8 protein-coding genes are annotated in these 13,705 nt (G+C 73.9%); 5 read left to right on the top strand and 3 right to left on the bottom strand.

Annotation, left to right across the window (positions count from 1 at the left end; genetic code table 11):
• Positions 1-78: 78 nt before the first annotated feature.
• From OG218_RS20095 to OG218_RS20080, 4 genes are all read left to right on the top strand, one after another.
• Entirely contained in the window at positions 79-4,119 is a 4,041-nt protein-coding gene (locus OG218_RS20095; protein ID WP_328294996.1) for an FtsK/SpoIIIE domain-containing protein, read from the top strand.
• Positions 4,116-4,634 (top strand): GNAT family N-acetyltransferase, encoded by a 519-nt coding sequence (locus tag OG218_RS20090; RefSeq protein WP_328294995.1) that lies wholly within the window; start codon positions 4,116-4,118, stop codon positions 4,632-4,634. Before OG218_RS20095 ends, OG218_RS20090 begins: the two co-directional genes overlap by 4 nt.
• 112 nt (positions 4,635-4,746) lie before the next feature.
• On the top strand, positions 4,747-5,166 hold the full coding sequence (locus OG218_RS20085) for an ATP-binding protein (RefSeq protein WP_328296269.1): 420 nt from the start codon (positions 4,747-4,749) through the stop codon (positions 5,164-5,166).
• A 38-nt stretch (positions 5,167-5,204) separates the two neighbouring features.
• The gene (locus OG218_RS20080; protein ID WP_328294994.1) at positions 5,205-6,077 is read left to right on the top strand and encodes a SigB/SigF/SigG family RNA polymerase sigma factor; all 873 of its coding nucleotides are present in this window, start codon (positions 5,205-5,207) and stop codon (positions 6,075-6,077) included.
• A gap of 16 nt (positions 6,078-6,093) precedes the next feature.
• Here OG218_RS20080 and OG218_RS20075 read toward each other — a convergent pair whose 3' ends face one another.
• A complete protein-coding gene (locus OG218_RS20075) occupies positions 6,094-6,501 on the bottom strand; it encodes a hypothetical protein (protein WP_328294993.1) in 408 nt (135 codons plus the stop codon).
• A 374-nt stretch (positions 6,502-6,875) separates the two neighbouring features.
• On the opposite strand from OG218_RS20075, the gene OG218_RS20070 reads away from it, so the two are divergent.
• A complete protein-coding gene (locus OG218_RS20070) occupies positions 6,876-7,124 on the top strand; it encodes a WhiB family transcriptional regulator (RefSeq protein WP_012086460.1) in 249 nt (82 codons plus the stop codon).
• Between the two features lie 96 nt (positions 7,125-7,220).
• Here OG218_RS20070 and OG218_RS20065 read toward each other — a convergent pair whose 3' ends face one another.
• Positions 7,221-8,723 (bottom strand): sensor histidine kinase, encoded by a 1,503-nt coding sequence (locus OG218_RS20065; protein ID WP_328296268.1) that lies wholly within the window; start codon positions 8,721-8,723, stop codon positions 7,221-7,223.
• Positions 8,724-8,769: 46 nt separating this feature from the next.
• Positions 8,770-13,692, bottom strand: coding sequence for an NAD-glutamate dehydrogenase (locus tag OG218_RS20060; RefSeq protein WP_328294992.1), 4,923 nt, complete (start codon positions 13,690-13,692; stop codon positions 8,770-8,772).
• Positions 13,693-13,705: the final 13 nt, after the last annotated feature.

The following is a 13,705-nucleotide window of genomic DNA, read 5'->3' as shown; positions in this document are numbered from 1 at the left end:
ATGTGGACAACTCCGGGTACGACCCTCGGCCCTGTGGACGACGACCGGGTCCCGCGGGCAGCGTGCCACGATCCCGGCGTGCCGTTCCGGATGACCGTCCTGGGCGCCGACGTGGAGATCGACCCACCGGTCGAGGATCCCGCCGGTGTCACGCTGGCGGCTGCCCGCGAACTCCTCGAACCCCTGACCGGCCCCTGGCCCTCGGGGTGGGAGGAGGAGTGGCGGGTGGACGGGGAACTCGTCGCCGGCGCGGTCCTCGGCCGACCGCCGCTGGTGGCCGGGGTCCGGGTTCCCGCCGTCAGCGAGGCCGGTGAGATCGGCGAGGCGGAACTCGCGCTGCACGTCGTCGCCGGACCCGAGGCCGGTCGGACGTCGGGCCTGGGAACCGGAACCCACCGCGTTGGTCGCCGCGGGGAACCGGGGACCGACCTCGACCTCGACCTCGGTCTCGACGACCCCTCGGTGTCGCGCGTCCATGCGGAACTCACCGTGCACGACGACGGAACCGTGACGGTGCGCGACACCGGCTCGCTCAACGGAACCGCGTTGCTCCACACGAACGGCCGGGAGACCCTGCGCGGCTCCCGTCGGGTGCCGTTGCCCGTCCGCCTGGTGCTCGGTGGTTCCGTGCTCGAACTCGCCCCGACCCCGGTGCGTCCCGCGGGGATCCGTGCCGACGGTCAGGGCCGTCTCCGGTTGAACCGGCCGCCGCGACTGCTCCCGCCGGCGCCCAGCCACGTGCTGCGCTGGCCCGCGGAAGCGCCGAGCGCAGCGGCCCCGGAACTCCCCGTCCTCGCCCTGCTGGTGCCCTTGGCCCTCGCGGGTGTCCTGGCGCTGCTCTGGAGCCCGCTGTCCCTGCTGCTGGGCCTGGCCTCCCCCGTGCTCGTCGGGGGGCAGTGGTGGACCCAGCGCCGTCGGCACACGGCCACCACCCGCCGTCGGGCCGTGGAACTGCGGGCCGCCCGGGAACTGGTCACCGCCACCCGCCGCTCGGCGCTCACCGCCGAGCGCGACCGGGCCCACGAGTTCGCTCCGGACGCGGCGAGGCTGCTGGCCGAGGTCCTCGGCCGCGGCGAGGGCCTGTTCGCGCGTTCGCCGGAGCACCCCGACCACCTGCACGTCCGGTTCGGACTCGGCGACCGCCCGTCCGCAGCGGTCGAGGTGCGCGGGGAACGCCCCGACGCCGAGGTGCCGGGGGCGCTGCTGCGCGACGTCCCGGTGGGGGTCGCGCTCACCGCGGGGCCGCTCGGGCTGGCCGGACCCCGTCCCGCCCTGCTGCGCACGGCCCGGTTCGTGGTCGGCCAGCTCGCGGGGTGGCACTCGCCGGCGACCCTGCGCCTCGGCGTGGCCGGGTCCCCGGAGGACTGGTCGTGGAGCGCCTGGCTGCCGCACCTGCTCACCCCCGACCTCGACCTCGACGCCGCTCACGTCCTCGCCACCGCCGCGCGCGAGCTGGCCCAACGCCGGGCCGGTACGCGGGGCGGTCGGGAGCAGTGGCGCGGCGGGAGCCACCTGGTGCTCGTGCTCGACGACGCGCCCCGGTGGCGGCCGGACCCGCGACTGGCCGACCTGCTCGACGACGGGCCCCGGCACGGTGTGCACGTGGTCTGCCTGGCCGACGACGTCTCCGAGCTGCCCGCGGAGTGCCGTTCCGTCGTCGACCTCGCCGCGACCCCGGCCCGGCTCGTCACCGGCACCGGGTCGAGCCGCTTCCGTCCCGACGGGGTGGGTGTGGACTGGTCGGAGCGGCTGGCCCGCGGACTGGCCCCCCTGCGCGACGCCGGGACGACGGCGGGTACCGCGACGCCCGGTGACGTGCGGCTCACCGACCTCCTGGGTCCCGCGAGCGCCGGGGATCTCGCCCGTTCCTGGCGGGAGGTGGTCCCGGGGCTCCCGGCGGTCCTGGGCGTGGGCGGGCAGGGTGTCTGCCGGGTCGACCTCGCCGCGGACGGTCCGCACACGCTCGTCGCCGGCACGACGGGTGCGGGCAAGTCCGTGCTGCTGCGGACCCTCGTCGCCGGGTTGTGCGCGGGCTCACCGCCCGAGGCCGTCCAGCTGGTCCTCGTCGACTACAAGGGCGGAGCGGCGTTCGGTGACTGCGTGCGGTTGCCGCACGTCGCCGGGGTCGTCACCGACCTCGACGACCAGCTCGCCGCGCGGGTGCTGCGCAGCCTGCGGGCCGAGGTCCGCCGCCGCGAGGAGGTCCTGGCCGCCGCGGGCGCCGCGGACGTGCGTGATCTGGCGCCGGGGCGACTCCCGCGCCTGGTCGTCGTCGTCGACGAGTTCCGGGTGCTGAGCCAGGAGCTGCCCGACTTCGTCGACGGTCTCGTGCGGTTGGCCGCCGTCGGTCGGTCGCTGGGCATCCACCTGGTCCTGGCGACCCAGCGGCCCGCGGGGGTGGTCAGCCCGGAGATCCGGGCGAACACCAACCTGCGGATCGCCCTGCGCGTGCAGGACCGGGCCGATGCCGAGGACGTCGTGGGCGATCCGTCCCCGGCCTCCTTCAGCGACCGGGTCCCCGGACGCGCCGTCCTGCGCCGGGGCAGCGAAGGGCTGGAGACGTTCCAGACCGCGCGGCTGTCGGGTCCGCGCCCCCGCGTGGGCCTGCAGGTCCGGACCCCGGGGACGGTGCAGGCGGGCGAGGAGGTCGACGACCTCCCCGGCCTGGTGGACGCGGTCCGCACGGCCGCCGCCGACCGGACGGTGCCCGCCTCCCCCTGGCTGGCGCCGCTGCCCGACGTCCTGGGCTCCGACGACGTCCCGCCCTCCGGTGGGAGCGTCCTGACCTGGGGGCGGCTCGACCTGCCGGACAGCCAGCGTCAGGAGAGCGCCGGCTGGGACCTCGCGGCCGGGGACCACCTGCTCGTCGTCGGCGGGATCCGTTCGGGCCGCACGACGCTGCTGCGGCGCCTGGTGACGACGGCCGGTCGCGGCAGGGCCGCGGATCCTCTGGAGGTGCACGTGCTGGACGCCGGCGGCGGGTTCGCCGACCTCGCCGGCCGGGGTCGGGTCGGGTCGGTGGTGGGCCCGAGCGAGGTGTGGCGGGCCGGTCGGTTGCTGCTGCGGCTGCAGGGGGAGGTCGAGCGGCGGCGGGCCTCGGGCTGGGCCGGTGAACCGTTCCTGCTGCTCGCCGTCGACGGCTGGGAGGCCTGGGTGAACGCCCTCGGCGTGGCGGACCCGGCCGCCGGTCCGGAGGCGCTGCTGCGGCTGCTGCGGGAGGCCTCCGGCGTCGGCGTCCGGATCGTCGTGGGCGCGGACCGGCAGGCGCTGACGGGTCCCGTGGCGGGCACCTGCGGTCAGGTCGTGCTGCTGCGCCTGCCGGACCGCAGCGACGCCGCACTGCTCGGTCTGCGCGCTGCCGAGGTGCCGCGACAGGCCCCACCGGGGCGGGGTCTGCTGGTCGTCGACGGTCGCGCGCAGGAGGTGCAGGTCGCCCTGCCCTTCGCGCCGGGTGCGGTCGGCGGGCGCGACGCGGTGGCCCCCCTCCCCGCGGTGGTGCGCCTCGACGACGTCGACGTGGGCGGCCGGGACGGGCTCCCGTTGGGGCGTGGCGGTGACGACGCCGACGTGGTGCGGGTCGACCCGCGGGGGGCCGTCCTGGTCTGCGGTCCCCCGGGCAGCGGACGCACGTCCGCACTGCGGACGCTGGCCGGGGCCGAGACCGCCGCAGGCGGCACGGCGTGCTGGGCTCGTGAGGTCGACGCGGAGGCTCTCGCCGCCGCTCTCGCGGGTGACGCCCTCGTCCTCGTCGACGACGTCTCCCGCCCCCTGCCGCCGGCGTCGGAGGACGCGTTGGCGGCTGCCCTGACCCGCGACGGCAGGGCACGGGTGGTGCTCGCGGGGGACGGCGCGGAGGTGGCCGGGGCCTTCCGCGGCCTGGCCGCCGCGGCACGGACGGCCACCCGGACCACGGTGCTGCTGGGCCGCGGCGGGACGGTGCCCGCGGAGGTCGTCTCGCGGCGCCCGGTCGTGGCCCCCGGGCCGGGCGTGGGAGCGGGCTTCGTGGTGCGTGACGGGCAGTGGACGAGCGTGCGCGTCGCCACCCCCGTCGAGCACCTGGACGAGGGCCCCGAGGTGGGCCCGGAACGCCGTGACGGTTGCCTTACGGTGAGTGGGTGAGTGACGCCTCCCCCACCGCTTTCACCCTCCGCACCGCCGTCCCCGCCGACGGCGCGAGCATCGCCGAGATGGTCCGTGAGCTCGCCGAGTACGAGAAGGAGCCGGAGGCCGCGACAGCGCGGGCCGAGGACTTCGCCCGCGCGCTGGAGCCGGGTACGGGGATCGGCTGCGTGCTGGCCGAGGTGGAGGTCGACGGGGTCGTCCAGGTCGCCGGGATGGCCCTCTGGTACACGACGTTCTCGACCTGGCTGGGCCGGCAGGGGATGTGGCTGGAGGACCTGTTCGTCCGGCCCGAGCACCGACGGTCCGGGATCGGCCGGGCGTTCTTCGGCGAGCTGGGGCGCATCTGCGCCGACCGCGGCCTCGGGCGCCTGGAGTTCTGGGTGCTGGACTGGAACACCCCGGCCCACGGCTTCTACCGGACGCTCGGGGCGAGCCCCGAGGAGGACTGGACCGTGTGGCGCCTCGACGGGGACCGGCTGGACGCGCTGGCGACCGCCTCCGACCGGAAGTGACCCACAGTGCGCGGCGGTCTACGGTGAGCATCTACCAAGCTGCTGCGTGCGACACCCGCACCCGGCCCCGAGAGGACGTCAACCCGTGTCCACCCCCACGACCGGAGACCCGGTGAGCACCCCGGACCCGGACGCAGCGACCGATCTGGTGGAGCTGCGGGTACCGGCGGACCCGGCCTACCTGACCGTGGTCCGCACGGCGAGCGCCGGCCTGGCCGCGCGGCTCGACCTGACCCTCGACGAGATCGAGGACCTGCGCATCGCCGTGGACGAGGCCTGCACCCTGCTCCTGGGCTCCGCCCCCGACGACGAGGAACTGGTCGCGACCTTCCGGCTCGGCGAGGGCAGCCTCGAGGTCGAGGTCCGCGGCCCGGCCCGGGAACTGCCCGAGCGTTCCAGCTTCGCCTGGGCCGTGCTGGAGGCCCTGGTCGGCGAGGTCTTCACCGGAACGTCCTCCACCGGGGCCTGGATCGTGTTGCGGCACAGCAAGACCAGTGGCGCCCAGGCGAGCCTGGCGGCGGGGGTCGGGTGAACCGGACGCCGCCGCGCCCCCGTGCGCGTGACGTCCCGGTGGCGCGCACGCACGCGCACGGTGACCCTGAGGTCATCGATCCGCGCAGCAGAGCCGACGAAGACCCCGACGGCCGCCCTGCGGACGTCCCGCAGCCGCCCGTCGCGGCGCCGCTCGACCTGCCGTCCTCCCGCGACGTGGAGGACGCCCCGCTGCTGTCCCGGATGGCCTCCCTCCCGATCGGGGACCCCGAGCGGGTCCGCCTGCGCGACGACCTCACCCGCCGCCACCTCCCCCTGGCCGAGCACCTCGCCGCGCGCTTCCTCGGCCGCGGCGAACCGCAGGACGACCTCGTCCAGGTCGCCACCATCGGGCTCCTGAAGGCCCTCGACCGCTTCGACCCGACCCGCGGCGTCCCCTTCGGCGCCTACGCCGTGCCGACCATGCTCGGCGAGATCAAGCGTCACTTCCGCGACCGCGGGTGGGCGATGCGCGTCCCCCGCCGCATCCAGGAGGCCGGACGGGCGCTCGGCGACGCGCGCGAGGCGCTCACCCACGAACTCGGTCGGGCACCGACCATCGCCGAACTGGCCGAACGCACCGGCTACGACGCCGAGGACGTCGTCGACGTCCTGGAGTCCGCGAACGCCTACTCGACGTTGCCCCTGGACACCGGCTCCCCGACGTCCCCGGTCGCCTCACTCGGTGCCGACGACGACGCCTTGCAGAACGTCGAGAACCGCGAGGCGCTGCGCCCGCTGCTGGCCGGTCTGGCGGCACGGGAACGCCGGATCCTGGCGCTGCGCTTCGTGCGCGGGATGTCGCAGTCGCAGATCGCGGCCGAGATCGGCATCTCCCAGATGCACGTGTCGCGGTTGCTGACCCGGACCCTCGCCGAGCTGCGCGAGGGCCTCGGTGACGAGACGGACTGACCCGGCTGCGTGCGGGTCAGCGCGAGACCTGCGCGGAGACCGACGGCACGAACAGCCCGACGAGCACGACGACGGCCGGCACGACCAGGACGATCCCCACCCACGGTGATCCCCCGCTGAACGCGGGGATGCCCGCGGCCAGTTCGAGCAGCTGCCACACCACGACCGGGGAACGTGCCCAGGTCGCGCGGTGCAGGAGGCCCCACCCGCAGAAGCCGACGCCCACCGCGAAGATCAGCGCCATCACGACCATCGCGATCGCCGCGATCGGCGCGGCGGCGTCCTCGACGAGCAGTCCGTGCAGCAGGTAGACCGCGGCCCCCACGAGGATCAGCGCCTCGACGATCACGAGGGCCGCGACGAGCGTCAGCAGGGGTGAACGGCGCGGGGTGGGCGCAGGGTGGGAGGGCGAACCGGGGGGCACGAGGAGAACGCTACGGCGTGCCCCTGAGTACCGTCCCCCCTCGGGGGGCCACCACTACGGCGTGTCGCGCTGCCTCGTGCGGGGATCGGGGATTACCGGGAGGGGTCGTCCGTGTTACGTCCATGTGACGAAGCCGACACGCTTCCTCCACGAACGGCCCGGCTGTACCTCTTGTGGGAAGCGCCGCGGGATGTGACATTAGATCCCAACGCGATCCCCGACACACGTCGCACCTGGTCCACACCGACCAGTGCGGCTGCGTCCCGGCACCGCCGGCGCTGCCGGTGCTCAGGGATCACGCGTGTCCAACTCGTCACCACGACACGGGCCCGCGCGTACTGAGACCGCAACCGCTGAGAAGGAGTGGAATCCCCATGGACTGGCGCCACCGCGCTGCCTGCCTCGACGAAGACCCCGAACTGTTCTTCCCCATCGGGAACACGGGTCCGGCGATCCTCCAGATCGAAGAGGCCAAAGCTGTCTGCCGTCGTTGCGACGTCGTCGACTCCTGCCTGAAGTGGGCGCTGGAGACCGGCCAGGACGCCGGCGTCTGGGGCGGCATGAGCGAGGACGAACGCCGCGCGCTCAAGCGCCGCGCCGCCCGCGCCCGCCGCGCGAGCTGACCTCAGCTCCACCACCCACCTCGAGCAGCCCCGGGATCCACGAGGTCCCGGGGCTGTTCGACGTCCGGTCAGCGATGTCCGGTCAGCGATGTCCGGTCAGTTGCGGACGGAGCCGATCTGGCTGGCGTCGCGACGCACCCGCAGATCCAGGCGGACCTCGGTCCCGCCGGTGTCGCTCGACCCGAACTCCATGCGCCCCCTCAGTTCGCCGGCCACCAGCGACCGCACGATCTGGGTCCCCAGACCCGAACTGCCGGCCTGGAAGTCCTCGGGCAGCCCGATCCCGTCGTCGCTGACGACGACCGCGAGGCGGTCGTCGTCGGTGTGCTCGACCCGCACCACGACCGTCCCGGCCCGGTCTGAGCCGAACCCGTGCTCGACGGCGTTGGTGACGAGTTCGGTGAGGACGAGGGCCAGCGCCGTGGCGTCCTCCTGCCGCAACTCCCCGAACTTCCCCTCCCGGACGGTGCGGACGCGCTCGGCGTTCTCCATCGCGACCTCGGCGGCCATCATCAGGCAGCGGTCGAGGACCTGGTCGAAGTCGACGTTCTCGTCGATCCCCTGCGACAACGTCTCGTGCACGGTCGCGATCGTCGAGACGCGACGCATCGCCTCCTGCAGCGCCGAACGCCCCTCCTCGGAGACGATCCGGCGGGCCTGCAGACGCAGCAGGGCGGCCACCGTCTGCAGGTTGTTCTTCACCCGGTGGTGGACCTCTCGAATGGTGGCGTCCTTCGTCATGAGTTCACGCTCACGACGACGGAGTTCGGACACGTCGCGCACGAGCAGCAGCGCCGCCATCCGGGTCGCCGTACCGTTCTCCTTGCGGGTCAACGGGATGGCCCGCATCGACAAGGTCGCGGCATCGGTCTCGAGATCGGTGCGCCAGGGCGCACGACCGGTCACGACCAGCGGCAGCGACTCGTCGACGGGCAGGTGGCTCGCCGCCAGCGAACTCGAGATCTCGGCGAGGTTGGCCCCGACGAGTTCCCCGATGAGGCCCGCCCGGTGGAAGGCGGAGAGCGCGTTCGGGCTGGCGTAGGTCACGACGCCCTCGGAGTCGAGGCGCAACATCCCGTCCCCCACCCGGGGAGCGCCGCGCCGGGGCCCGGTCGGCGCCGCCGTCTGCGGGAAGTCACCCGCGGCGATCATCCGCGTGAGGTCGTCGGCGCACTTGACGTAGTTGAGTTCCAGCCGGCTCGGGGTCCGCGAGGTCGCCAGGTTGGTGTGGCGGGCCAGCACCCCGAGGACGACCCCCTCGCGGACGACGGGGATCGTCTCCTCGCGCACGGGGACGTCGTCGTCCCACTCCGGGTCCCGGCCGCGCAGGCTGCGCGCCTCGTCGAACGTCGTGTCGACCTGCGGGCGGCGACCCCGCTCCAGGACCGCGCCCACGACGTCGTCGTAGTGCACGGTCGGTCCCGTCGTGGGCCGGCAGTGCGCCACCGCCACGAAGTGCTGCCGGTCCGCCGAGGGGACCCACAGCACCAGGTCGGCGAAGGACAGGTCCGAGATGAGCTGCCAGTCGCCGACCAGCAGGCGCAACCACTCCGCCTCGGCGCCTTCGACGGCGGTCTCCGAGTGCAGCAGGTCAGACATGGTCGGCACCCTGTGAGCCTACGGCTCGCCCGGCGCGGCGGGCCGGTCAGCCCGCACGGAGCACGGTCCGCAGCGTCCGCAGCCCCACGGAGAGCGCCGCGAGGTCCCCGGCACCCGGCTCCCCCTCGAGGTCCCCCATCGTCTGCCGGGCCCGTCGCACCGCCGGCGCGTGCGCGGTCTCCCACGCCTCGACGGCCGCGGCCGGGTCGAGTTCGTCCTCCGCACCGGCGTGGGCGACGACGGCGGCCGTGAGGTCGCGCAGGGCGGAGTAGAGGTCGTCGCGCAGCGCGGCCCGCGCGAGCGACTGCCAGCGGTCCGCCCGCGGCAGGGCCGCGATCCCGTCGAGCATCGCTTCGATGCCGTAGCGGTGCGAGAGCTCGTACCAGGTGGCGGCGATCTCCTCGACGGCCCGCCCGGACGCCTCGGCGACCTCCACGACGTCCAGCAACGGGTACGTCGCCAGCAGCGACGCCGTGCGGCGGGCCTCGCCCTCCTCGATCCCGCGCTCGGTGAACCAGGCGGTCTCGGCGTCGGTCGCCTCGGCGTCCACGCCGCGCATGAACGTGGCGATCTGCGGCGTGAGCCGCGCCACCGCCGGACCGAACCGCGCGATCTCGGCCGGCACGTCGATCCCCTCCGGCCGGGCGTGCAGCAGCCACCGCACCGAACGGTCCAGCAACCGCTGGTGCTCCTGGCGCATCCGCGACTGCACGTGGGCCTCGACGGTGCCGTCCAGGGCCTCGACCGCGGCGGCGCGCTCGAGCAGCCCGAACACCAGGGTCGCGACGACGAACGCCCGCACGACGTCGGCCGGGTCGCAGCCCGTCTCCTCCGCCGCCCGGAAGGCGAACGTCAACCCGCCGGTGCCGACGACGTGGTTCACCAGCACCGTCGTCGCGATCTCCCGCCGCAGCGGGTGGTCGGCCAGGTGGTCGCCGAAACGTTCCCGCAGCTCGGCCGGGAAGTACCCCTTGAGGGTCTCCGCCACCCAGGGCTCGTCGGGCAGAGCACTGGCCAGCACGTCGCGACCGAGACTGATCTTGGCGTGCGCGACGAGGACGGAGAGTTCGGGCATGGTGAGCCCGGCACCGTCGCGGGCGCGCCGGTCCAGTTCCGTCGGCGACGGCAGCGCCTCCAGCCGCCGGTCGATGTCCCCGTTGCGCTGCAGCGTGTCGAGGAACCGTCGGTGCGCCGGGAGCAGCCCGGCCGCGAAGGTCCCCTCGACGCTCAGGACGACGTTCTGGTCGTAGTTGTCGCGCAGCACGAGACGGCCGACCTCGTCGGTCATCCGCAGCAGGGTGTCGTTGCGGTCACCCGGTTCGAGTTCCCCCTGCGTGACGAGGTGGTCGAGGAGGATCTTGATGTTGACCTCGTGGTCGCTGCAGTCGACACCGGCGGAGTTGTCGATGGCGTCGGTGTTGAGCTTGACGCCCGCTCCCCCGCGGCCCTGCAGGGCGGCCTCGATGCGACCGCGCTGGGTCAGCCCGAGGTTCCCGCCCTCGCCGACGACCCTGGCCCGCAGGTCGCGGCCGTCGATGCGGATGGCGTCGTTCGCCTTGTCGCCCACGTCCGGGTGCGACTCCGTCGACGCCTTGACGTAGGTGCCGATCCCGCCGTTCCAGAACAGGTCCACCGGGGCCGCGAGCACCGCCTTGAGTAGTTCGACCGGGGACATCGAGTGCGTTCCGGGTTCCAGGCCGAGGGCCTGCGCGACCTGCGGGCTGACCGGGACCGACTTGGCCGTCCGCGGGTACACCCCACCACCGGCCGAGATCAGCGAGGTGTCGTAGTCGGCCCACGACGAGCGCGGCAACGCGAACAACCGGGCCCGCTCGGCGTGCGCGGCAACGGGTTCGGGATCGGGGTCGAGGAACACGTGGCGGTGGTCGAACGCGGCGACCAGCCGGATCCGGTCCGAGAGCAGCATCCCGTTGCCGAAGACGTCGCCGCTCATGTCGCCGACGCCGACGACGCTGAACTCCTGGGTCTGGGTGTCGTGCCCGAGTTCGCGGAAGTGGCGGCGGACGCTCTCCCACGCGCCGCGGGCCGTGATGCCCATGGCCTTGTGGTCGTAGCCCACCGACCCGCCCGAGGCGAACGCGTCCCCGAGCCAGAACCCCCGGGAGACCGCGATCTCGTTGGCGATGTCGGAGAACGTGGCCGTCCCCTTGTCGGCCGCCACCACCAGGTAGGAGTCGTCGCCGTCGTAGCGCACGACGTCCACGGGGGGAACCGTCGTGCGTCGGCCCTCGACGATCCGCAGGTCGTCGGTGATGTCCAGCAACCCCGAGATGAACGTCCTGTACGACGCGATCCCCTCGGCCCACCAGGCGTCGCGGTCCACCGACGGGTCGGGGAGCTGCTTGGCGACGAAACCGCCCTTGGCCCCGGTGGGGACGATGACGGCGTTCTTCACGATCTGCGCCTTGACCAGCCCGAGCACCTCGGTGCGGAAGTCCTCGCGGCGGTCCGACCAGCGCAACCCGCCCCGGGCGACCTCGCCGAAACGCAGGTGGACGCCCTCGACGCGCGGGGAGTAGACCCAGACCTCGGCGTGCGGGGCGGGTTCCGGCATCCCGGCGACGAGGCGCGGGGACAACTTGAACGACAGGTGGTCGTGGGCCTGCCCGTCCGGTGCGTGCTGGTAGGCGTTGGTCCGCACGATCGCCTGCACGACGGAGAGCAGGGCGCGCAGGATGCGGTCGGCGTCCAGGCCGTCGACCTCGTCGAGAGCGCCGTGGGTCTCCTCCACCAGAGCGTCGACGAGCTCGGCGCGTTCGTCCTCGTGACCGTGCCGGGTCGGCGCGAACCGCGCCTCGAACAACCGCACGATGAGCCGGGTCAGTCCGACGTTGGCCAGCAGGCAGTTGGCCACGTAGTCGAGCGAGTACGCCAGACCGACCTGGCGCAGGTAGCGCACCAGCGCCCGCAGGATCGAGACCTGGCGCCAGTCCAGCTGCCCCGCCAGGACGAGGCGGGCCAGGGCGTCGCTCTCGGCCTTCCCCGTCCAGGCCGCGGCGAAGGCGTCGCAGAAGCGCTTCCTGGCGGCGGCCGGGTCGGCGTCGAGCTGCCAGACGTCGACGGGCAGGCGCAGCCCGACGTCGTCGATGTGGACGGTGCGCTCGTCGTCGCGGTGCACGACGTGCGGCCGCTCGTCGGTCACCTCGACCCCGAGGTCGGTCAGGACGGGCAGGACCGCGCTCAACGTGACGGGAACGGTCCGGTAGCTGGTGAAGCGCCAGGTGCGGGGCTGTTCGGGATCGTCGCGCAGGTCGAGGACGGGCACCTCACCGCCGGCGTCGAGGAGTTCACCGGCCCGGGCGAGGTCGCGCACCGCACGTTCGGCGTCGACCGCGGCCCGGTAACCGTTGGGGATGCCCGCCACCCAGCGACGCACCAGCGCCGCCGAGGCGCGGTCCCCGAGCTGGACGCGGGCGGCGTCGGCGAGGTCGTCGTCCCAGGACCGGGCGGCGCGGGCGACATCGGTCTCCAGGCGGGACACGTCGACGTCGCTGAGTTCCTCGCCCGGCCGGGCCCGCACGACGATGTGCAGCCGAGCCAGCACCGACTCCGAGACGCGCAACGTCGACTCGACGGAACCGCCGTCGAACGCCTCCTTGAGGGAGGCCTCGATGCGGGCCCCGACCCGGGTCGTGTAGCGGTCGCGGGGCAGGTAGACCAGGCAGGACATGAACCGGCGGTAGTCGTCGCGGCGCAGGAACAGGCGCGTGCGGCGACGTTCCTGCAACCGCAGCACGGCGAGGGCCGTGCGCAGGATGGAGTCGACGTCGGACTGCAGGAGCTCGTCGCGGGGGAACGTCTCGAGGATGCTCAGCAGGTCCTTGGCGGAGTGCCCGCTGGACCCGAAACCGGCGCGCTGCAGCACGTCGGTGACCTTCTCGGCCACGACGGGGACGCGCTTCACCGAGTCGGTGTAGGCGACGGACGTGAAGAGCCCGAGGAAGCGTCGCTCCCCCGTCACCCGTCCCTGGTCGTCGAAGGTCTTGATCCCGACGTAGTCCAGGAACGCGGGTCGGTGCACCGTCGCCTTGGCGTTGGCCTTGGTGACGACGAGCACCTGGGCCTCGGTCGCCTTGTCGCGCACCGGACCCGACAGCGTCCGCTCACGCCCGCCGGAACGCCCGGGCCGATCGGCGAGGACCCCGAGTCCGGTCCCGGGACGGGCGGCGAGGACGACGTCGTCTCCGGACGTCCGCAGGTCGTACTCGCGGTAGCCGAGGAACGTGAAGCGGTCGTCGGCCATCCAGCGGAGGAACCGTTCGGTGACGCGCAGTTCGGCGTCGCTCACCCCACGGGGCGGGTCGATCTGCAACTCGTCGGCGATCTGCAACGCCCTGGCGCGCATGGGCTGCCAGCCGTTGACCGCCGCCCGGACGTCGTCCAGCACGTGGGTCAGCTCGCTCAGCAGCTCCGCGTCGGCCTCGTGGCCGCCGTGCCCGTCGACCTCGATCCGGATCCAGGACTCCGCCGGCTCCGAGGGCGGCGCGGTGTCGAGGTCGTGCAGGTCCATGAGGGTGCCGTCGTCGGAACGCTTCGCGGCGAGGCGCGGGTGCACCATCAGGTGGATCCCCCGTCCCAGCCGCGTCAACGCCGCCGTGAGGCTGTCCACCAGGAACGGCATGTCGTCGGTGACCACCTCGACGGTGGAGCGGCCGGACCCCGCCCCGGACTCGGCACCGTCGACGACGCGCACCAGCGTCGTGCCCGCTGGGCGCCGTTCCCCGCTGCGCACGTGCGAGGCCACCGCGGCCAGCAGTTCGGCCGGCTCGTGGTCGGCGAGGTCGTCCACGGACGTGTGGGCGTAGTAGTCCAGCAGCAACCGTTCGGGCGCGCTGCCGTCGCGCAACGACGTCGGCAGGCCGTCACCCCACGACGTGTCGCGGACGGCGACAGCGGCTCGCACGAGCTCGCGGACGGTGCTGGCGGGGGCCGAGGTGGAGGCGGGCATCACTGCTCCGATT

This window comes from Kineococcus sp. NBC_00420 (assembly GCF_036021035.1).
Taxonomy (GTDB): Bacteria; Actinomycetota; Actinomycetes; order Actinomycetales; family Kineococcaceae; genus Kineococcus.
The sequence above is the reverse complement of the archived record's forward strand: the minus strand, read 5'-3'. Positions and strand labels throughout refer to the sequence as shown.